This is a genomic window from Paenisporosarcina quisquiliarum, assembly GCF_027563315.1.
Lineage (GTDB): Bacteria > Bacillota > Bacilli > Bacillales_A > Planococcaceae > Paenisporosarcina > Paenisporosarcina quisquiliarum.
The window spans coordinates 95,971-118,345 of sequence record NZ_JAMKBJ010000006.1 but is presented as its reverse complement, the minus strand read 5'-3'; the positions used below and the strand labels follow the sequence as shown (position 1 = coordinate 118,345).

14 protein-coding genes are annotated in these 22,375 nt (G+C 37.6%); 5 read left to right on the top strand and 9 right to left on the bottom strand.

Translation table 11 applies throughout. The features are described 5' to 3' along the window. The first annotated feature begins 59 nt into the window (after positions 1 to 59). Positions 60 to 707 (top strand): hypothetical protein, encoded by a 648-nt coding sequence (locus M9R32_RS08860; RefSeq protein ID WP_269926377.1) that lies wholly within the window; start codon positions 60 to 62, stop codon positions 705 to 707. A gap of 530 nt (positions 708 to 1,237) precedes the next feature. Here the strand turns inward: M9R32_RS08860 and M9R32_RS08855 are convergent. After that, positions 1,238 to 2,551 (bottom strand): esterase/lipase family protein, encoded by a 1,314-nt coding sequence (locus tag M9R32_RS08855; RefSeq protein ID WP_269926376.1) that lies wholly within the window; start codon positions 2,549 to 2,551, stop codon positions 1,238 to 1,240. 301 nt (positions 2,552 to 2,852) lie between these two features. Here M9R32_RS08855 and M9R32_RS08850 point away from each other — a divergent pair, with 301 nt between their 5' ends. Beyond that, positions 2,853 to 3,755, top strand: a complete 903-nt coding sequence (locus M9R32_RS08850) for an LCP family glycopolymer transferase (RefSeq protein ID WP_269926467.1) — start codon at positions 2,853 to 2,855, stop codon at positions 3,753 to 3,755. 173 nt (positions 3,756 to 3,928) lie between these two features. On the opposite strand, the gene M9R32_RS08845 is transcribed toward M9R32_RS08850, so the two are convergent. From M9R32_RS08845 to M9R32_RS08810, 8 genes are all read right to left on the bottom strand, one after another. Next, positions 3,929 to 4,597: a hypothetical protein gene (locus M9R32_RS08845; protein WP_269926375.1), complete on the bottom strand. Its 669-nt coding sequence runs from the start codon at positions 4,595 to 4,597 to the stop codon at positions 3,929 to 3,931. Between the two features lie 838 nt (positions 4,598 to 5,435). After that, the gene (locus M9R32_RS08840) at positions 5,436 to 6,293 is read right to left on the bottom strand and encodes an RloB domain-containing protein (RefSeq protein WP_269926374.1); all 858 of its coding nucleotides are present in this window, start codon (positions 6,291 to 6,293) and stop codon (positions 5,436 to 5,438) included. A 27-nt stretch (positions 6,294 to 6,320) separates the two neighbouring features. Continuing rightward, entirely contained in the window at positions 6,321 to 7,652 is a 1,332-nt protein-coding gene (locus M9R32_RS08835; protein WP_269926373.1) for an AAA family ATPase, read from the bottom strand. Between the two features lie 410 nt (positions 7,653 to 8,062). Then, positions 8,063 to 14,878 (bottom strand): pullulanase, encoded by a 6,816-nt coding sequence (locus tag M9R32_RS08830; RefSeq protein WP_272508321.1) that lies wholly within the window; start codon positions 14,876 to 14,878, stop codon positions 8,063 to 8,065. 701 nt (positions 14,879 to 15,579) lie between these two features. Beyond that, positions 15,580 to 16,761 carry a hypothetical protein gene (locus M9R32_RS08825; protein ID WP_269926371.1) on the bottom strand — a complete coding sequence of 394 codons (1,182 nt, stop codon included), beginning with the start codon at positions 16,759 to 16,761 and terminating at the stop codon, positions 15,580 to 15,582. Positions 16,762 to 17,644: 883 nt separating this feature from the next. After that, positions 17,645 to 19,447, bottom strand: a complete 1,803-nt coding sequence (locus tag M9R32_RS08820; RefSeq protein ID WP_269926370.1) for an SEC-C metal-binding domain-containing protein — start codon at positions 19,445 to 19,447, stop codon at positions 17,645 to 17,647. A gap of 152 nt (positions 19,448 to 19,599) precedes the next feature. Then, positions 19,600 to 19,947, bottom strand: a complete 348-nt coding sequence (locus tag M9R32_RS08815) for a hypothetical protein (protein WP_269926369.1) — start codon at positions 19,945 to 19,947, stop codon at positions 19,600 to 19,602. A 33-nt stretch (positions 19,948 to 19,980) separates the two neighbouring features. Next, positions 19,981 to 20,301, bottom strand: coding sequence for a hypothetical protein (locus M9R32_RS08810; protein WP_269926368.1), 321 nt, complete (start codon positions 20,299 to 20,301; stop codon positions 19,981 to 19,983). A 587-nt stretch (positions 20,302 to 20,888) separates the two neighbouring features. Here M9R32_RS08810 and M9R32_RS08805 point away from each other — a divergent pair. The 3 genes from M9R32_RS08805 to M9R32_RS08795 all read left to right on the top strand — a co-directional run bounded on the left by M9R32_RS08805 (position 20,889) and on the right by M9R32_RS08795 (position 22,312). Next, entirely contained in the window at positions 20,889 to 21,503 is a 615-nt protein-coding gene (locus tag M9R32_RS08805; protein ID WP_269926367.1) for a transposase, read from the top strand. Between the two features lie 121 nt (positions 21,504 to 21,624). Then, positions 21,625 to 21,960, top strand: coding sequence for a type II toxin-antitoxin system RelE/ParE family toxin (locus tag M9R32_RS08800; protein WP_269926366.1), 336 nt, complete (start codon positions 21,625 to 21,627; stop codon positions 21,958 to 21,960). 16 nt (positions 21,961 to 21,976) lie between these two features. Then, entirely contained in the window at positions 21,977 to 22,312 is a 336-nt protein-coding gene (locus M9R32_RS08795) for a helix-turn-helix domain-containing protein (RefSeq protein ID WP_269926365.1), read from the top strand. Positions 22,313 to 22,375 lie beyond the last annotated feature (63 nt).

The following is a 22,375-nucleotide window of genomic DNA, read 5'->3' as shown; positions in this document are numbered from 1 at the left end:
AATACTCAATAAGGACCTCGTAGTTCGGGGTCCTTATTGTTGTAACTGGAGGTAACGAAATGCTGAGTAGGCTTGAAAAATATAAAAAGATTCAAAAGAGAAAAAAGATTTTTGTCGTGTTAGCAGCGCTCGTACTGAGTCTTGGTATTAGTAGTGGAATGAAGACGACATTCGCTGATGCTGATGTAAGTACGCTATTGCTTAATTGGTTCAAAAATAAAGAATCCGAATCCATAAAAGAAATTGACGCAGCAATTACGGATGAAAAAACAATACTTATAGCTCAATTGAAAGTAGAATTAAAAAACGAAATGGATTCTGCTAAAAAAGAACTGGATGCATTTACGGAAAACCAAAAGTCAGCTCGAATTGCTTCTCTCCGTCAGTATGCAAATGAGTTAATTGAGAATTTGAATATTGATACAACTGAACAACAAGAGAAAATTACTGCACAAATTAATGCAATCATGAACGAAGCAATCGCTCAAATGGACCAGGCGGTTACTACTGTTCCTGAAACGATTCCTGAAATCCCTCCTGCCTCAGAAGGAGAAAATTCATCAGAACCAGTAGAGAATGAACAGGAACCAGAAACCGAATCTGTACAAGTTCCGGTACCTTCCCCCCTTGTTCCTGAACCCGCTCCTACTACAGACCCTTTGCCAGACCCAAATTCAGATGCCACATCTGCTAATGGGGATGAATAATTTTCAAGCTAAATGGACCACAACTCCTGATGTCAAGTTAGAGAACCCTGTTGAGAATGATTAACCCTAAATAACATCGAAGACTCTCTTTGAAGAGTCTTTTCTTTTTCGCTTCATTCTGAAATTGCCAATAATTCGGCATGCGACTTTATCTAGGTTTAGAAAAATTTATGTATTATTTTTTATTATGATATCTTACTCAGTAGCAGTCTCCTATTTCCCCCGCATTACTTTTGCACTAGACCATCCCTCTTGTGCAGAAATTAAGCAATTTGCAGATAAAGCTAGCGCACGATTGACACACATGTTAGCCGTCCGATCCTGCTATCGAGATTTCATCCCAAAAAACCCCAATAACTTTCAGAATTTAATATTATTGGAAATCCGCTATTATGGAAAGCACATCTCTTACAAAATTACATCTCTTCAATCATTACTGGTATTTAGAATCTATTGATAAAGCATGTTTATGGAAGAACTAAAAAAAGCGAAGGAAATGACCAACCATTCTCTTCGCTTTTGTTTACTTTTTATTTTAAATAATTAATCGCTCGTTTTAAGTAAATATCTATATCCGATTCCTTAAAGTACGTAAAATGATTCCATTCACTCGTCGTGTGGGGTATTTTGATTTCGTTGATGGTCACCATATTGTCTGTATGTACAATCCCGTCATTTAGAAGACCATGGTTTTTCCCCGCTAGTGCAAAGTATTTTTTATTGGAATCGATTAAATCATTTGAGTTTAACTGGCTAATAAAGCCGGAGTTATTGGCCAAATCATTGAAACCTTGTAACTTTCCCGGTCTGACTAAGTGCCAGAAGTCTTCACTTTTAATTGTGTTTTTACCCTTTAGGTTACTCAGAATGCCATACAGGATTAGACATTTTCGTGCTAACATCGGGACACTTATCAAAATCGAACCATTATTCGGCGTTCCAGCCAGGATGATTTTATCGATCGAGGCTTTTTGTTCGATATAGGCAGAACGGCTGACCAAGCCCCCCATGCTATGAGCTACAATCAATATCTCCTTCTTAGGGTACTTCTTCTTTAACACATTGACCTCGTTAGCTAACAAGATTCCACTATTCCTTACTCTTTCATTGACGGTCAGGTATTCAAAACCAAATACGTCATAGTCTTTTCGCAGAGTATTAAACAAATTGAAGTATGAAGCACCTATACTGGAAACCAATCCATGAACGATAATCGCAATCGGTTTGTCATCTTCTAAAGGTTTTTCAGTTAGTTTTTCCTTTCTGAACGAGTCTCCATCCTCAATTAATCTGAAAAGACCGAGCTGACTCGGTTCACTTTTAAATTTATTTAATACAATGTAAAAACTTTTGTCAGAAGACATAGAGCTTAAACTGTTCACTTGATTTGAAATTTTTTCACGATCTTCTATCGAATTATTGATTAAGTAGTTCATCTGTCGTCTATTAATTTTAGCCTCTACAGCATTATTTCCTTCTGAGTGTGTGAGCACTTCTATTTTCGGAGAAATTCGAGAAAATAACTCAACGTCGCGATCTATTTCATCCAAGTCCAGCAACTGAAGAAAACGATCTTGTATCGCAAAAAAGTATTCGTCTTTATTTCCTATTAATCGAAAGGATTTTTCTAAATTACTGCCTTTAACCTTCACTTTAAATAACTGCTTATTGGTTGAATGCGGCATGTCACTCAGGAAGTTGTAGCTACTCTTTTGAACGTTTTCAATAGAAAGTCCTTGATGATCAATTAACAATGTATCATCTACACTTAAACTGTTAACTTGAGGCGATAGTGTATTAATAATAATTTCACGATCATTTACAGAGATAAATTCTTCATTCATCTTGTTCCCTCCTTTTAACGCTTAGGAACTCCTTTCGACAATATGTGTTTGAAAACCTTCATTAAAAGAATTAGCCAGTTTTAATAAAATACTCTTCACACATAAAAGGCAGCCGAAAAATTCATTCGGCCGCCTTTTTCCAATTTCATCTTTGTATGCCCTTAGTACTAAATGTAAGGAGTGGTGAATATTTTGAAATACAAGGGTTGAGCATGGAGCAGCAATTATTCCTCTGCCCATCTAACAAGCTTCACATGAACATATTGGAGGATATCAAGTGAAGTTTTCAGCTAATAAAAATATGAAATGGCTCTGGATTGCTGCAATTTTAGGATTTCTGCTTATATTAGGAAGTTATTATGTATTAAACATTTATTTGAGTTTAACTTCTACTTTGGAAGAAATTCATAGTCCAGTCGAACGGCCAGTTTCTGAAATGCGAGAGGTTGAAATCGAACTTAAAGAGAAAGTCCCTTTCGCCGTTTTAGTACTGGGAATTGACGAACGTGAAGGAGATAAAGGACGGTCTGACACCATCATCGTCATGACTGTTAACCCGAATGAGAAATCAACGAAAATGGTGAGTATCCCCCGAGATACGTATACCGAAATTATTGGCAAAGGCAGCAAGGATAAAATAAATCATGCCTATGCATTTGGCGGGATTGATATGTCGATGGCTACAGTTGAAGAACTACTAGATATTCCAATAGACTATGTGGTCCTAGTGAATATGGAAGGTTTCGAAGACATTGTGGATGCAGTTGGAGGAGTCACCGTTAATAACACCCTTGAATTTTCTGTTGATCATTTTAAGTATCCATTGGGTGATATTAAACTGAACGGTGAAGAAGCGTTAAGTTTTGTTCGAATGAGATATGACGATCCCAATGGAGATTTTGGGAGACAAAATCGTCAAAAACAAATCATTGAAGGTGTATTGAAGAAAGGCGCATCGGTGAAAAGCTTGATGAATTACCGTGATATCTTCAATGCACTAGGTTCAAACATACAAACCAATATGACGTTTGATGAAATGGTGAATGTGCAGAAAAATTATCGAGACGCCTTAGAAAAAGTCGAACAATTATATTTTGAAGAAGGTACAGGTAGCAACACGAACGGGGTTTGGTATTATCATATGGACGAGACGGAATTAGCCGAGAAACAAGCTGTACTTAAAGAACACTTACAACTTAAATAAAAACAGGCTGCCTTATCCATAATTGAATGGATAGATGGCAGCCTGTTTTTTTGCATTGTCATGGGTGGCACCTTTTCTTCAATTGGTACCTGTGCGTTTTTGGCTAATAAGTGCCACCCATGGATAATTCTCATAGAATTGTTCATTTTTTTCACAGCTATCTGCATTCACCTTTAATTAGATAACCGTTTTTTTAGCTGCGTTAATCTTCTATTTAAATTTAGCATGCGAAGTCTTTTAAATGGATTTTGACGTTGTCCCTTGGAAACTAGAAACACCCATGCAATTAATGAAACGGAACTAATGAAGGTACAAAGAAAAACAAATGTTGCTTGCAACGTAACCCAATAGCCATTCTTCCAGTTGACCTCGGTCAAGGTTTTTCCTGTATACCCTTCAATCACCTGCGGACCGAATGCAAGCACCGTTAAAAAAGCACCAGCTAAAAACAACATAAAGGTCCAAAACTTATATGGCTTATACCACCCGACCCCAAGCATCAGCACAGAAAGGCCCAACGTAAGTAAAGCATATCCACGAATTGCCTCAAGAAAATCATTCAAGACAAACGACAAGATCAGCAAAACCATCATAAAAAGAACCGGAATTGACATAACAGCTGTATAACCAAAAACTTCGAAGATGGATCGAATAAAACCAGTACGGTCAATGTGATTGGTTTCCTGTACTGAATCCCTTTTCTTGAATGCAATAATGTTCTTTTGATTCATTTTCTGGTTATATTCCTCAGTCTTTTTAAATGGAACAGTTATACTAATGTTTTTAACTCCACTTATTAATGTCTGTTTAAAAAGCTTTAAGTGGCTTTTTGCGAAGTTCATGGGAATACCTCCATCATTTTACAATTAATATTCCCAGTCTACGATTCAAGTAGCTAATTTTATACCTATTATTAAAAAGTTTTCCCTTTCTATAGATATCAATAGGAAAGAGTTGAATGGCATATTAAATTGGAAGGGAATGACCCTATAGCTGGAACAAATAAAAACATCTTTAGGGTGAAATTCGAGTATATGGTACCTAAATCCAACGTGTAGTTGTTTTTTCTATGGGAACAGTGTCACCTCTCGGTTGAAGTAAAAGAAAAAGAAGTACGATTAAGTTTGGCAGGTTTTAACTTGGCTGAAATGTTGGAGAGTCTCGATTCACAAGTGGAGGATATTACCAAGTGGTGAAAATGATGTGGCACCAAGAAAAGCGTTAAATGCCTTTAAAAAACTAAAGAAAACCATGACATTTAAAAAATTGTCACTTATATAGATGGCGTGAACAGCATACTAATCGGAACAACAATTTACATATGAGAACGTAAAAATACGGAGCTTTTACGTAAAGAGAGAATAGGGAACCATATCGTTGACTAACGTATTATGCAAACTTACGGTTGACATACTGTGTGAATTTGTAAAACGAAACAAAACAGGCAACCATCCGAATTCAATCAAATTTAAACAACCAGTTACCGGTACAATACAAGTAACTGGCTGCTTAAATTAAAGGTATATTATTCTGTCTCAATTAACTGGGTCAGTCTCGTACCACTCGGCGGTTCTCTATTATATTGAAAATGATATGATGAGAAATTGAAATTGCGATGATAAATGAAACATGTGTCATAAATAGTCAAAACAAATTGTAATTCTTATATCTATATTAAATTCAATCTAATAAATGATTAATTATATGATGCACTGAACTTCCGATATTATCTTTCAAATTCATATTATCGACTGAATAATTGGTTATATTATCTTTAAAATCAGAATATTTTTTTATAAAAAAATTAGCATCATAATTATTTTTTTTATATGAACGTTCATATTCTTTTAATTTTTCATTTAAACTATATTCTGTATATTTTTTTTTACTTGTAACATTGGGATTTCTCTTAATTTTTTCTTGATCATATGATGTTGCTTCATCTAAATGTAACAGTAAATAAAATTCGAAATTAGGGTTAGTAATACCCAACAAAAAATTTGATTCGCTACAAATCTCTAATACTAAATCATATTGAGAGTCTTTAAAACTCCTATAATCTCTGTCTAATATTAAACATATTTTATCAAAATCTTTTTCATAACTGCTAAGATTATTTAATGCTCTAATTTGTTGAATAACCTTGTTATTATGTTCGATTATCAATGATTCCTTTTTATCTCCTAGTATTTCAGACAATTTCTCTATTAATTCAACTTCAGATAATTCTTCTTCTTCATATTGATCATTCAGTAATATTAGATTATCTTTTATTTCCTGTGTAAGTTGGCTATGTGTAGCAACATATTCTTGAATTGTTGCTGTAATTTTGTATTGATTCGAATGTGACCCTTGGATACGCTCTAAAATAAGAACATCAATTAAAGCGTCTTTCTTTACATTCTGAGCAACTTCTTGGAGATAAATACTTTCTGTCTTTTCTCCCTCGATTACAAAAAAGAATTTCTTTTTTTCTTCTTTTTTCACATCAACATTTCTCGATTGATTCGGCATTGTGTTTGAAAGTCGATAAGTCATTTTGTTTCCCCATTCAATCTGTAGCTTTTATAAATTAAAGAATTTAAATTCAGGAATACTACCATATCTGCCATCTAAATAGGCTTTTAATATGTCTTTGTCAAATCTTTCTTTAAACTTTTCTAATGAGTATAGTTTTGAATCACCTGCATCTTGTTTTTCAACAAACCATATTTCATCTCTTCTTAACATATCAAAATCAAGGAGTCTATCCTCATGTGTCGTCACTATTAATTGACCAGGTAATTTCTTTTTTAAATACTCATTAATGTAATTATACGTTAAATTCGGATGCAAACTCCTATCTATTTCATCTACCACATAAACTTTTTCATTATTGCTAGCTAGGATATCATAAATTTCTACTAATCTTACAGTTCCATCCGACTCTTCACCTATTGTATAAAAAACATTTTCTGTAGAATGTTTAAAAGTTACAGTTTTAATTTGAATTTCATTGTTTACTTTCTCAATTTCATGAATATTGTCTGATGTTCTAAGTAATGCGTGAGTAGTTTCCGAATCCTCTTTAATTTTTTCAATAATTTTCTTCACTATCATGGAAGGCATTTCCTTATACAAATCTTTTTCATTTATTTCTTTAGTACATACTTCCTTCACACCAGTACCGAAAGCATTCAAAAAATTTGATAATGCTAATCCATTATCTTTCTTTATATAAGTTATTCCATTTTCGGAAGGTGATTCATCAGGAGAAATAACTTCTAATTTATTTTCAAACCATTCATAAATCAAGTTAAAAACAGATATATCTTCACTGTTTGTTAAAGGCTGCTTGTTTTTATTTAACTCAGTAATAAATAATGAATTAAAGATAAACTTGGAGTCTTCAGTGTAGACTTTCAACCGCATTTCATCATTTTCATTTAATTGTAATGCTTCGTAGTTAATAAGAAAATTATTTTTGTCATTATTTACTTCCCTAACGAAAATCTCAATTTCCTTATTATCCTTTAATGAATATAACCACTCGCCGCTGATTTTTTTTTCAAACAAATTAACAGAAAAACCATAAGAATAAACATACTTTCCAATAACGATTTCATATTCGAATTGAGTATTTTTCTCTTTATTACTTGGGTCTATTTTAGAGTATTTATCAAAAGTAATAGTATCTGGAACACCTTTTAAAATTAAATTTTTTGAAAATTTTATAGCTTTAACTAAATTTGATTTTCCAGAAGCATTTGCACCATATAAAACGGCAAATTTAAGTAATGAAATGTCCGGAAATTTCATAACATGAGTAGGATGCCGTCTTGTATTACCAATTGCCATAGAAAAATGTGAAAGTTCGTTAAAAGATAAAAAATTCCCAAATCTAAAATTAACTAACATACACTCATCTCCTAAAAGTGATTTTTTCACTTGTTTATTCATTATACCGTGTATTGATTACAAATATACATTTAAAAATATAATTTATGTGATTTTTTCACTTTTATTCAACATTCTTTTAAATATTACTCTTATGGAATTCGAATGTATTTTTTCTTTTTAAAAAGAGGACTAAAATATTAGGATTTATTGATGGATCTCAATATAGACAACATCAGATGATTGCCAAATAAACGAAACCAATATGGAATCTTTCAAATTATTACCGACTGCTCTTTGCTTTTTAGAAACTTACACTTTTTTCTATAATTTAAATTCCATTTCCTCAAAAACACATCCAATCAACAGATTGGATGTGTTTTTTCAATACTATTCTTTCCTCTTCGATAACCAATTATCTTCAAAAGAGATTAATCCATCAACCCACTAATCTCCAAAAACTTAGCTAAAATCTTCGCCATTTGATCACGTTTTGTGAAGCCATTCGGATCGAAGGTACCGTTACCTTTACCATCCATGATACCCGCTTGGTAGACGGTTTCGATGCCTGCTTTCGACCAGTTCGCTGTTTGGTTGGCATCTTTGAAGTCTCCTAATTTCATAGTAGAATCCAATTTTGCTGGGTCAAAGTTCAGGAATTTCAGTTCCATTGCTCTTGAGATCATGACTGCTGCTTGTGAGCGCGTCAGTTTTTCGTTTGGAGCGAATGTTCCGTCTGCTTTTCCTTGAATGATTCCGTGTTGAACGGCAGCCATTAGTTCACCATTAGCATTGAACCATTCTGTTCCTTTTACATCTGAGAAGCTGTTGTTATACGCTTTTGCCGGAAGTCCTAATGCACGTACCAATAATACGGTAAATTCTGCACGGGAAATGTCTTCTGCTGGTGCGTATGTTCCGTCTGCTTTCCCTTTAATGATGTATTTTGAAGCCAGCTTTTCTATTGATTCTTCTGCCCAGTTAATGTTGTTAACATCTGGGAAGGTTTGGTTGTTTTCAACAATCGCATATGTTGAGTTTGTCAGTGACATCACTGTTGCGATTTTGCCGTTAAAGACCGTTGGAAGTGAAGTAAATGTTCCATCTTCATTGAACTTCACGGCGACCATCGTTTTCGGATTGAATTCTTGATTGCCGACAATTTCTCTTTCAACAAACGAACCAAATACCGTAATTGTCACTTTCTTATCTCCAGCTATCGCTTCGACGTGGAATTCAATGGCGTTGGAGACCATTTTCACTTTTGTCGATGGCGCTTTCACGACATTTACTGCTACAGTGATTTGAACTTCGCTTTCAGCCACACCGAGCTTTTTAGCTAATTCTGCAACATTTATTTCAGATGCTGGCAGCTTGTAGCTTGCTTCATCTGTTTGAATCTCGATCTGAGCTTGTTTGTTCTTCTTGAACGCTTCAGTAAATAAACGACCAGGTGCTTGTGCTTTTGCCACTTCTCCTGCAGTCGGTTTTTCTAACATCAGCGCTACCACAAATTTGTCCGCCGTAATGGCATTAACGATTTCCGTTACTTTTTCAGGAACAATTTTAGTTACGACTTCAATCATTCCTGAAGGGTTTTTCGCTTTCACTACTTCTGCTGCATGAGCTGGAAGCACAATTGTGTGTGGTTTTCCAGGTGCAGGTGGTGGCGTAGGATGAGAGCCATTGTTCCCACCACTATTTTTCGGTTCTTCCGTCGCTTTTCGATTCAATTTAATGACAACTGTTGTTAAGGGATCAATCGTCATCGTTTCTTTTGTTAGGCTAAAGCCTGTTTTTTTAGATACCGGATGTGTGCCCGCTTCATCATTGTCTACTAAAACAACGCCATCAGAGAAATCATATTCCCCTAAAGTTAATGTACGTGCTTTGTTATCTGCATTGACGAATACGTAGTAATTGCCCGTTTTATCCGTTGAGATATTTTCGTATGCAATGACTAAGTCGGACTCATTCATTTCAGGGAAATCAAGTAGAGATACGTTTGTATCAACCAGCGCTTTTTCACCTAAACGGAAAGCATTTGTCGATTTTCTTAACTCGATTAATCCCGTTGTGTAAGCTCGTGTTAACGTATTGACTTCATACGCTTGTCTGTTTGTTGCTTTTTGCCAATCAAATTTATTGATGGCATCTGAAGAGTCATAGGAATCATGGACGAAATAGCCAAATGTCTTCCCGTCCGTATCTTTCAATTCATGATATTTCTGTTCAGGTACACCTTCACCTAACCACTGCTTCGTTCTGCCATACTCTTGACCAGCGTGAAGGAAAGCCGTACCTTGTGAAGTTAAAATCATGGAGTTTCCGATACGGATACGTTTGTGAATCTCCAAGTTGTTTTCTGGAATTGCCGGATCCTTTTTAATGGATTGTGCAATAACATCATATAAAGGCAAGTTATCGTGCGCTGCGATGTACTGGACCATATCGCCCGGATCATCATCAGCCGTATTCGATGGCTGTCCTTTAATGTTGTTGAAAATCGTATCAATATTTCTCGAGCCGCCTGTAAGGAATCTTGGCTCACCTTCAGAACCGAACCCAGATTTCAATTCATTACGAATTTCGTCAGAGAATACACCTACATCGTCCGTTTTATCCATCCAATCTTGGTCAGCACCCATTCCTGCTAGTGTTGGATCAGCTAAATGTCCAGCAAATGTTCTCCAGCCTTCGCCAATAAATAAAGCGTCTGGATTTACGGAAGCGGCTGCATCATACGCATTTTGAATCGATGGATACGTTGCGTCGCCCATCATATCAAAACGCATGCCATCAATCTTGTATTCTTCAAACCAATATTTCACGGAATCAACCATAAGCTTTTCAGCCATTGTGTGACTTGTTGCCAAGTTGTTACCAAAGCCACCAAGGAAGTTGCCTTTAGCATCTTGATACGCGTAGTAATTTGGCACAATGTCATTTAATTGACTAGCTTTTGCCATATGCGTATATACGACGTCAAATACCACACCCATATCCGCATCATGAATCGCATCGATTAATTCTTTTAACTCTTTTACGCGCAGTTCTGCGTCTTCTGGATTCTCTGAATACGCACCGTCTGGCGAGAAGTAACTGTGAGGGTCATAGCCCCAGTTGTATTCATTGCCGCCTGCTGAATACTCGAGTTCGCGTTCGCCCATCTTCGTTTCATCGCCATAATACCAAGCCATGACCGGAAGTAATTGAACATGTGTTACACCTAAAGATTTAATGTAATCAAGCTTGTCGATAAACCCTTTATAAGAGCCCCATCTTGATTTCAAATCTTTTTCAATGGAAGGATCTGACGTAAAGTCTCGAACGTGAACTTCGTAAATCACCGCATCCTCACGCTTTTCATACCCATCGATCGACGCATGACCGAATCCTTTAGGGTTCGTGCCGCTTAAATCGACAATCGCCGCTTTCCCTACCGTATCTCCGTCAGGACCCGCATTGCCTTCTGTATTTACAGTAAAGGCAGCCATTGACTTCGCATAAGGGTCTAATACTTTTTTCGTGACGCCATCATTTGTTACTTCGAATTGATAGTAGTAGCCTTTAAGATCTGCTACACCAAGTTCACTTGCTTTGATGTCTTTAGACCAGACACCTTGTTCTCCAAGCGTTAACTCGACAGTACCGATTGGAGCTGAAGCATCTTCTTTATCGAAGAAGTTCGCCACAACCTTGCTCGCTTTTGGTGCCCATAATTTCAATGTAGCATTGCCATTGTTGTATGTTGCACCTAAATCATCACCATCGTAAGCGTACATTTTATCAAGCATTCTCCAGCCTGAAGATGCTGAAACGGTTCTGCCTGCATACGTAATGGACAATGGAAGCTTGTCTAAGTTAAATGTTGCTTTTACTTCAACTGTCGTTGTGCCAGTAATTTCGACACTTTCAACAGGTACATCCGCACCATCCACGTCTTTAATGACCAAATCAGCTTTGAGTTTGTCAGCTGTTAATCCTTCAGTCATCGTATACCCTAGTAAAATCGTATCTTCAGAGATCACTTCACCCGATACAATCCCTGATGCCACTTCTTCATATGGGGAAATGTAGACGTTATCATCCCCTTGTTTAATCCATAAGTGATTATACTTATCCAATAAATTGAATGATTTATCGCCTGCATCTTTTTCTTGCGTTTGTTGATTGACGATGAGGAAACCAATATCCTTCGCGCCATCTTTCAGCTCAATATCCGCATATGCGCCATATCGATCCGTTCCGTCTAAATCGACTGCACCTGCTGGCCAACCATCAGAAGGAGCTACTACATCGCCCCAGTTCCATATGCCAAAGTTTTCGTAGTCCGCGTTATCACGGGTATAGTGAATACGGACCGTATTTTCTGGCAATTTAACCGGTTCGTATGTGTACACTTTATCTGAACCTTGCTGAATCCAAATTTCATTCATTTCTGGTAACGCAATCGTAAAGCCTTTGTCTCCACCATCTTTACCAGCGTCACCTTTCGTGATATCCATCACAAGGAAGCCGATATTTTTCGCTCCTTCAGCTAATGGTACGTCAATATAAGCCCCATAGCTGTCCGTTTTCTCAAACATCGTTGCACCTACTGGCCAGTTAGCTGAAGGTGAAGCGACATCATTCCATAACCAAGCACCATAGTTGTCGTACACATTGTCTGTTCGATTATAGTGAATACGAATGGAGTTTGCCGGAATTGGTTCCACTGCATCTCCACCGTCACCAGTAGCAGCCGCACCGGTAATGTTGCCACCTTCAACTGTCAACAAGACAGTACCGCCGTCAGCGTTTGAAGGAAGTGTTACGTTAATTTCTCCTGCTTCATTTGCTTCATAAACTTCTCCTGAATAGTAATCGGTCACAACTGCATCTGCCGAATCTACTGTTAACGTTACGTCTTTTGCATCCTCCGCAACGTTCAATCCGACGTAAACCGATTGATCTTGATACTCACGAGAGAATAAGAGGAACTTATCTTTATCAGACCCACCTACAAACGTTCTTTCCCCTTTTGCAAACACTTTGGAATGCTCACTTCTGAAGTTAAGAATTTTTGTATAGTGTTCCAATACATCGTTATTTTCGACTTGATCCCACGCAAAGTCATAGCGGTTATCATATTGCGGGTAATTGTTGGCTCCACTTAATCCAAGTTCTTCCCCGTAATAAATAACTGGTTGTCCTTTTGCCGTAGCTTGCAAAGATGCGGCAACTTTCAACTTGCCTTCATCGCCACCTAATGAATGAAGGAATCCATCTTCATCGTGGCTGCTTAAAAATTGGCCTAATGTAGCGGCATTATCAATTTTTCCGTTGCGGTCAACAAGTGCTTCATTCGAAGCTTTCAATTGACCATTCACGAAGTTACGTGCTGTATTCTTAAACTCAAAGTCTAGTAAAGAATCCATCGTTCCTGTGTTTAGGTAACCGAGGGTATTGTTTGCATTTGCACCCCAAGCTTCTCCAATCATCTTAAAGTCAGGTTTCTTTTCAGTTAGCGCAGTTTTGAACTTCATCCATGTAGCATCTTCTACATGCTTCACTGTATCTACACGGAAGTAGTCAATTGTGTTTCCTTTTTCAGTTGTCGCTTGGTCAATCCAGATCGTTTGCCAGTCAATGATTTGCTGACGAACGGCAGGATCTTCTGTTTTTAAGTCAGGAAGTCCAGCTAATTCACCAACTACTTCATCAGTTCCAATGTCTGCTCCTTGACGGACCATATCACTGAATCTTGAACGATCTTCATCTGTTGGGAAACCTGCAGGTTGGTTTGCCATCGTTCCATCGATTTCTTTCAACCCATAGCCCGTATGATTCAACACAACATCCACCATGATTTTCATATCACGGTCATGTGCAGCATCAATTAGTTCATGGAAATCTTCCATCGTTCCGAAGTGCGGATTCAATTTCCCGAAATTGTTTGCCCAGTAGCCATGATAGGCGTAATAAGGCTCATCAGACGTGCCTGTTTCAACAGAACGGACATCATATTTGATATTTTCTACCACTGGACTGATCCAGATTGTATTTACACCAAGATTATCAAGATAATCTAGTTTACTCGTAATTCCTTTTAAGTCCCCGCCTTGGTACGTCCCTCGTTTAGACGTATCATAGTTCATGTCGTAAGGGTCGTTGTTAGAGGAATCTCCATCAAAAAATCTGTCTGTTAACATGAAGTAAATGACAGACTCGTCCCAATCAAAATCAGATGTTCCTGTCGATTGTCTCGTCTTCACTTCTACTTCTGCTGTTCCTTCATACGTGTTTCCATAAGAATCTACGACTGTTAATGGAATCGTTTTGATGCCAGCAGTTGTGTCATCGTCTACTGCAAGAGCGATTTCTTTTAAGGACGGATCAATTTCAAGATTAGCTGACCCACCTAAAGATGAAACATCTGCAGTGATTTTGCTGATTGTCACATCGTCGGTTAAACCTTGAATATCAACTGATAAAACAGCGTTTTGATTATAAATAATCGCTGCAGGTTCCACTGATCCAGAAACCGTCAAATCCGCTTGCTTGAAGTCAATTTTTGAGACTCCATCAATTGTATTGTATGGATCCGTAACTTCAGTTGTAACGCCACCTTTAGTGACAAGGAATGTATATGGCGTTTCACCATTTGGAATGTTTTCATATGAAAATACAAATCTTTCATTCGCTGGCTCATACGTCATTTCATTTGTTTGCCCATTAAACTTTAACTCGACTTTTTCAATCGAATCCATTTCATCATTAGCAAAAAGAGCCTTGTCGCGATAATAGAATGTAGCATTCCCTTTATCAATGACCGGAGCAGAACCATCTGGCACGATGCGAATTTGCTCAACACCGCTCGTAATATACGCTTTAGTCAGTGAATCGTTCTTGTTTACTTGAATAAAACGATCCCCAAACTCTTTTTGTGCTGTTTCCCATTCTTCCGTACTACGAAGAACAAACCCGAATTGCTCGGTTTCAGGAGCAACGGCAATATTTACGGTTGCCACGCCACCTTCATACGACTCAAAATTGATTTGATCATTTTTCACACCTGTATTCCAGGCCCAAATATTCCACTGACCATACGTTTGGTCTTCGCGAATGTACGTAAAACGCACATGACGATCCGAAGTTTCCGCTGTTTCATTTACAGCGGTCTCAGTTGAACCTGTGGCATATGCCTGTTGAGCTGGTATAAACGGCAGCCATAAGCTCAACAACAGAAATGAAACGATAAACATGGATAATTTGCGTTTAATATCTTTAGCTATTCTCACTCATCATTTCCTCCTTATTTTTTAATAGAGCAGTAGATTGAATTTCGTTATACTTCCTCTCTTTGGTTAGATTTGGAACAACATTTCTGTTGTGAAACCGTTTGCACAATTCGACGGAAAGCGCTTACATGTTCAATGAAAAAAAATACTCTTCATGCAAACGTTTGCAATACATGTAAATTTTACTTCAAAAATAGATAATCAGCAACTAGTAGTTTGAACATTCAGAAGAATAGTATCTTCTGTGTAATCCAAGCTATTGTTGGAGAACAAGATTTGGGGAAACTTTGCAGACAGTCTGCTTCTGCATCGCTACGATAGCTTCGAAACTTGAAAATGCTCCTGCGGTAAATCGTCGCAAAGATATTCCCCGAACTGCATTGGCTTGTGTCTTCATGCGGGAAACGACCAAACTTCCCTTTAATAAATTGCTGAAAAATTCGGGATGAGGTGATGGGGTAGCCTTAATTATTTAAGGTGAAACAAAAATGTCTACTGGTCAAGCCAATCCTTTTACATTTAGGAACCCCCCAAGCATCGTATCTATATACTAGGGGGTTTAACCATGTCATATTCTTAAGTTAGTCAATATACTATCCACTTTATTCTGCATTTCCCTTGATTGGCTTTCCGATAATGCCCATAGATAGTTCCTAGCGTTACTCTTAATAAATTTTCACATTTCTTTTGCCTTGTTCATAAACTTCTATTGCTCTTCCTGATTCCTCCCTAGCGAGTTTTTCAATTGCTTGGATTTCCTCTTCAGAACCATCTCCGCTCACCATCATGTTATACGCTACAATTTGGAAAGAACAAGCCGAGTCAACTGCATCCATGTATTTCATAACAAATTCATAAATATCCATATCTCTCTCTTCAATATTCAAGACCGACTCTTCTAATTCTAATCCCTTATTCCAAAAATCATTCTGTTTATAAGTCTTTTGTAGAATATCTCTTTTTTCGGTAATGGATTGTTCATGATTTCCATAAACGGTTTGTTGATAAAGAGTAAACGTCTGTTCTACTTCAATTGCAATGTCGATTAACTCTTCTCGTGTAAATGATTTTCCATTCTGCTGAACCGTATTGCTGTTTTCACCTGCATCTTTCGTAGATTCATTAGGTGAATATGCATTTGCGGAGTCTGAGGTTTCCTCCGTGATGTCATTTTCTGATTGTACTGATGCCATTTCTTTCTCTGATACCTCCTCCGAGATTACGTCAGAGATTTCCTTTGATAGGGGTTCCTTTTCTTTCTCGGATATGGATACTGAATTTGAAACTAAGTATTGTTTATAATACTTACTTAGTAATTGTTTATCACTTACACTTCCTTCAAGTGCAGTCCGTAAAATCATACGTATATCTTCTACATTGTCATTTGATAGGTAAAATTGTAATTCATAGGAACCATAATCATAGCTAAAGAAGTCATCCTTTTTGATGGAAGGTTCACCTACATTTGCTAATATTGCATCAGAATAATCTCCTACCTTAACCTTATCGTCCAAGCTTATTCCATTACCGTAGGCTAATATAAAAGACAGAATCCCATCTTCGTTAAAGGTCCATTGTTGCCCCTCGAATCGAAAGTGGTAGTCCCTTAAATTAAATTCTTTCAGTTCTATGGTTGCGTAGTCGGGAATTAAGTGTACTAAATCAGAAAAAGCCATCCCGACAGCAACATTATTTATCATATGTATTTCTTTATGATTCGATTGGCTCATAGTTTCTACAATAGGCTCACCAACCTCATCATCCTGTTCGGATTCTTTTGTTTTGTTGCTATTAGAACAAGCTGATAACAGAAAAAACATGATACAAATATAAAATATTTTCTTCATTTATCTTTCTTCCTCCTTTTTCATCCATCACAATTCAAATATACCGTTCTTTAACAGAATTACATGATAATGATAATTTTACCATTACCGTTGTTGACATTGGATGGGATTTGCGGTGATTCTTTCGACCGCTTTATTGATAAGTACTTGGGAACTTAAAGTGTATCAAAGATTACCAGCTCAATTTGACTAGCATAGAGTAGCCCTCTATTCCATCACTTTTCTGCACTCTAATTTATCTTTGCGGTGATAGAAAGAAAGAATGAACAATCGATATTTAGTAATCAAGCTGTCGAAAATAAAATTTCGGTAGCTAAATATTTCTTCCTTTTTTCAAGAAAATTGAATAATAGTGACCTTTTAAGGTAATAAAAAAAGCCGACGAGGTAACCGTCAGCTCTCTAATTCTAATTCTTCAAAGTTCCCACTGATTCTACTTTTCTTCATAAATTTATAAGACTTTCTCGCTTGATTTAACTTGTTACTATGCATTTCAATTTTATTGATAATCGTGATTCTTAGGTTAGGACAGAGTGTCCCATTTAACAACGCTTTCTGATAACACAAACAACCTTTGTGCCACAACATAACTACACGCATCATCCCTTTATCCCCTAACCCATCATTTAACTGTTTATTCCTAACATTATAAATATCATATCATCCAATGTGAGAGATTATTGATTTATTTTATGGTTAAATTTATTCGTTTTTTCAGCACAATAATTGATATATAGCTTTAGTAGATATGACTAAACAACCTATTCTAAGTAAAAAAATCTTTCCAAAGTCCTATTCTTGAAGAATCACGAAAGAATCTCTACTTTGAAAAGTGATGCGCATAAAAAAAGGAGTTAAGTGACTTTGTCACTTAACTCCTTTTTTACGCCATTACCCAATGGAACATCCAATAAATTAACTTCGCTTCATCTTCATTTCCTGGTTCAATGGCAATCGATCTAGGGAATAATCCAGGATTTCGACCCTCTGCGAGCATGTTCTTCACATGGCGATTCAATTTTTCCGCACGCAACCAGACCGACATATCATCTTCTTTGTTTTCCAGTTTGTTGATGAGAATATTCATATACTCTAACACTGCATTATCTTGTCCTGACGTGATGCCGCGTAGCAATTCACGCGCATCATCATAAAGTCCTAACTTCACATAGGCACCTGCCAACAACCAGCCTGCTCCTTGCTGATCACTAGGATTAAGATCCATGAGTTGTTTAAATTGGTCGGCTGCTTCATCAGCTTTCTGCTGTGTCATCAACCAAGTCCCATAGGCAAAACGTGCACGCATATAAGGACGGTTCAAAACGTAGTTCCAAGGATGTTCATACTGTTGGTCAAATTGTTTTTCGCCTGAACGAATCGCTTTTAACAAGTGAATTTCAACGACGAGTGGATTCGTTTCTTGTTCAGCCATAAGCAAATGGACATCAGCATTTTCAGGATTAATATCGGCTGCCATCTTCATAAGCTTAATGCGGTCCTCTTCGGAATCAGCTTCATAGGCGCGATAGCATAGAAGCTGGACACGTTCGTCTTCATTTGCAGGCTCATACGCTTCTTTCATCTTGCCTTGCATAAACTTGTTGATCTCTTCTATGGAATCAAAGGCTTGATGCTTTACGCGCATCGCCATTTCCCACATGAAACGCTCTGTTCCACGCGGATCTGTCCCCATATCCATTAAAATGACTGGCGGTTCATTTGAATGCGTTGAAGCTGCTTCTACCAAGAAATCGCCGATTTGGTCTCTATACTTCGAGACGGTAGCAGATGATACGCCAAAATATGTCGCGAGACCTTTCATCGTTGAGTAAACAGGACTCACCAGCCCGAATTCATAAGCTACTTGAATGGCTCCAGCAGCCACAGCTTCCGGTTTCTTCGCTTTAACGCCATGTTCCAGCAAAAAAGCACTCAATAATTTCTCTACCATTTCTTTATCATGATCGTACTGATCCATATATTGCGCAGCCATATGCATGATTCTATTTTGGAAAGGCGTGAATGAAAATTGAGCTTCGGCGCGACCGAATGAAGTATACAAATCCAGATAGTCTACGTTTTTCGCTTTCATCTTTCCGATCAATTGTTCAACTAAAGAAGATCTGGATTTTGGGATGAACACAATACCACTTGTTCCGACCAGACCCCGCTCGCCTTCTCGAGGGTCAAGTAGCACAATGCCAAATAACCATTCTCCAATAACAGACTTCAAATCTCCGCCGGGCATTGTATAGTCTTCATTTCTTAGCTCGTCCCGCACGACCAATCGGTCACCTTGCACCCCAGTGATTTTACCAAGCATTAAGAAAGGATGTCTCCAATCCTTCAACACATTTATGACTTGCTGTCTGCGCTGTTTTGCAATTTGTTTATCCAAGTAGCCCGTCCATATGTCTGCATGCTCCAGATAATAGTAACTATCCATCGAGATCGCTTCAATCAAATCCGGTTCAAATATTGATCGAAGTTCTGACATCCATTTTCGTACGCGTACATCCATTTCGCCGTATGCACGTGAACTCAGTCCCTCGTTTGCGAATCCTTCCATAATGCGTTCGAGTTCCCCATCAATCACAACTGATAGATTCACAACATTCGTTTTGCCACAACACTTCTTATATTTTAACCCGCTCCCACAAGGACAGGCATCATTTCTTCCGACCATTGTACGTCACCCATTTCCTACATCACTCTATAAATAAGGGTAACATAACTACTTACGCCTAAACAATTGATGGAGAGCAATACAAAGCTATGGGTGGCACCATTTACGCTTTTGGTACCTGTGCATTTTGGGGTGAAAAGTGCCACCCACGTTTAACCCGCTGAGACTGCTACCATCACAAACATAAGGAACAAATACCATCCAACGACTATTGTCGCTGTTAAAGTGTTTAGGATGACTCTTATGTATTTTTGTTTTGGCAGGCTGGATAAGAAATGCGCCATATAGATGAATAGAACGTTTACAATTAGGGATAGTAACTCTCTTTCTGGTGAGAAGGATTCAAGGGGATGACCTAGGTCTAGTATGATAATGATCTGTAAGGGAAATAACCAAAAATCGAAAGGCATGTTTTCATTCAGACCAAATAAAGCTAAAATCAGCACGATGGCTGTGTAAATCGCGAGAGCTATTAATGCCTTCACTAGAGCAGTTTGCATGTTCGTCGACACCTTTCAAGAGTCTCAAAACTCTCACTTAATAACCGTATAATCCCCATACAGACTCCCCTCAACCACAATATTTCTTCCAGTTTCTAAGCGGAAATCGACAATCATAGGCTCTTCGATGGTTTCATGTAAATCATCCCCAATAACTTCGGCTAATGCCAACTGCTCCGCCTCACTCAAAGTGGCCCAAAAGTCATTATCTACATATAGATTAACTTCCATATGGGAGCCAGTGTGATTCCACATCAACTCCACAACGCCATCTGTATGATTGACGATACGTTGCGACTCCTGTTCAAACGCTGCAAAATAATCATCCGTCATCGCCACATGCACCTCTGGCATCTGTTTAAAACTCCAGACAATACTCGCTACTAAACCCACAAACCCAAGGCTCCATAAAAAAGTTTTCATTGTTCCTCTGCCTCCAAAAAGTCCGAAACTGTAATCTATCTTTATTTTTGATTATATAGTGAAAAAGTCACAACAAAAACAAGTTTATTTAAAATGTGTACACACACGGTCAGACAATTAGGTGGCACCATTTCCCCTTTTGGTACCTGTGCATTTTGGGTTAAAAGGTGCCACCCACGTTAAAATAATATGTAAATACCTCAAAATAAAATTTTTTCCCTACTTGTATAGCTGTTTTCTCCCGTTACAGTCCTCAAAATTCAATTTTGACCCCTCCTAAACGAGCAAAATTCAATTTTGACGATTGTCTTAAGTATCGCTCAACCTTAGGGGCCCTTGCGTTTGAGCACTTACTTTCGCTATGATTCTAGTAAATAGAAGAAAGCTGGTGAAAGATTGTCCACATTTATACCTATCAAATCGAATTTGTCAGGCACTGAATCTGTCTCAGATGAACATCTTGCTAAAGTGATTGAATGGAAAATGAAAACTTCATCCTTGTCGCGAGGAGGAAGGTGATGCCGCGACGAAAACGCAATTGGCACCCAGCTGGCTGGTTCCACGTCATAATGCGTGGCAACAACCGTCAACGAATTTTCACTACACATGAGGACATGCTTGCTCTATTCCGTACGATTGATGAAGCGCGCGAACGTTATTCATTCACGGTTATTGCCTTCTGCATCATGACAAACCATTATCACCTGCTCATCCGTTCTCCAGAAGTTCCTCTAGATAAAATTATGGCACGTATTAACCGTCGCTATAGTGATTACTACTCCAAAAAATATAACCATGTCGGTCGCATCTATGAAAAACGTTACTATTCGAAGGAAGCTGATGGACCGTTGGCCCTTCTTGCCGTAAGTAGCTATATCTATCGAAATCCGATCGAGACGAAAAAGCCAATGGTCGAAAGCTTAGCAGACTATCCATATAGTTCTTTCCCACTGTATTGTTTAAACGAACCTTCACCTAAGCCATGGATTGAGCTGGATTTGCTCCCGACCTTTCTTCCAGCGGGTATCAATCAAACACGCCATAACTATAGTTTATATTGTCAGCTTTACCGGCAAGCCATTGAAGAGGACAAGAAAATAGCTCTTCTATTAAGTGAAGAAGCTTGGATATGAAGTTGCTAGGAAAGTAGCTATCCTTCCGCTATTAGACCTACTTTTCAGAGACTTGAAATACCCTATTTAATAGGGTATGATAAATAAAAATAATACTCTAATGCATGTGAAAGTTGGCTGAATGAATATGGAACGCTTGTTCATTATTACGCAACATTTCGATTCAACATGGAAAAAGTTTGGATTAACAGAGGAAGACTTGCGTAAACTACAAGATAATCTCCTCTTTGATCCTTCTCAAGGTGTCACTTTAACAAAAAAGGGAGTACGCAAAACTCGCTTCGCACGTGAAGGAAGAGGCAAAAGTGGAGATACACGCATAGTATATGTCGATTTTCCACATAAGAAAATCCTCTTTTTATTGACCGTGTTTTTAAAGAAAGACCAAGAAAATCTGACAAATTTAGAGAAACAACAAATTGATAAAGTTGTGACTATTATTGAAGAAAACTTATAAACAAAAGGTGATTATGATGAATAATAATGATTTATTTAATGATATTATGAAGGGTTTAAAACAAGCCGAAGCATACAGCAAAGGTGATGAAAAAGCAGCTCGCGTAAAAAAATATAAAATAACTGCCATCAATGATTATAATGAAGACACTATAAAGAAAATCAGATCAACACTTCATCTCAGTCAACGAGCATTTGCTGAAGTGATGGGTGTATCAACAAAAACCATAGAAGCTTGGGAAAGAGGAATTAATAAACCAAGTGGATCTTCGTCTCGACTCTTACAAATTTTCGAAGAAAATCCTTCCGCTTTAAAGGAATACCACTTAGTCGAAAGCTCTTCAATTGATTAAGCGACAATTTCAACTTCTTTGCAATGATTATCAGAAGTAAAATGGAGAAACATTAGAATAATT

Bases quoted from the DNA above. Each gene is read 5' to 3' on its own strand.
- M9R32_RS08860 (WP_269926377.1), top strand. From the start codon at position 60: ATGCTGAGTAGGCTTGAAAAATATAAAAAGATTCAAAAGAGAAAAAAG.
- M9R32_RS08855 (WP_269926376.1), bottom strand. From the start codon at position 2,551: ATGAATGAAGAATTTATCTCTGTAAATGATCGTGAAATTATTATTAAT.
- M9R32_RS08850 (WP_269926467.1), top strand. From the start codon at position 2,853: ATGAAATGGCTCTGGATTGCTGCAATTTTAGGATTTCTGCTTATATTA.
- M9R32_RS08845 (WP_269926375.1), bottom strand. From the start codon at position 4,597: ATGAACTTCGCAAAAAGCCACTTAAAGCTTTTTAAACAGACATTAATA.
- M9R32_RS08840 (WP_269926374.1), bottom strand. From the start codon at position 6,293: ATGACTTATCGACTTTCAAACACAATGCCGAATCAATCGAGAAATGTT.
- M9R32_RS08835 (WP_269926373.1), bottom strand. From the start codon at position 7,652: ATGTTAGTTAATTTTAGATTTGGGAATTTTTTATCTTTTAACGAACTT.
- M9R32_RS08830 (WP_272508321.1), bottom strand. From the start codon at position 14,878: ATGTTTATCGTTTCATTTCTGTTGTTGAGCTTATGGCTGCCGTTTATA.
- M9R32_RS08825 (WP_269926371.1), bottom strand. From the start codon at position 16,761: ATGAAGAAAATATTTTATATTTGTATCATGTTTTTTCTGTTATCAGCT.
- M9R32_RS08820 (WP_269926370.1), bottom strand. From the start codon at position 19,447: ATGGTCGGAAGAAATGATGCCTGTCCTTGTGGGAGCGGGTTAAAATAT.
- M9R32_RS08815 (WP_269926369.1), bottom strand. From the start codon at position 19,947: ATGCAAACTGCTCTAGTGAAGGCATTAATAGCTCTCGCGATTTACACA.
- M9R32_RS08810 (WP_269926368.1), bottom strand. From the start codon at position 20,301: ATGCCAGAGGTGCATGTGGCGATGACGGATGATTATTTTGCAGCGTTT.
- M9R32_RS08805 (WP_269926367.1), top strand. From the start codon at position 20,889: ATGCCGCGACGAAAACGCAATTGGCACCCAGCTGGCTGGTTCCACGTC.
- M9R32_RS08800 (WP_269926366.1), top strand. From the start codon at position 21,625: ATGAATATGGAACGCTTGTTCATTATTACGCAACATTTCGATTCAACA.
- M9R32_RS08795 (WP_269926365.1), top strand. From the start codon at position 21,977: ATGAATAATAATGATTTATTTAATGATATTATGAAGGGTTTAAAACAA.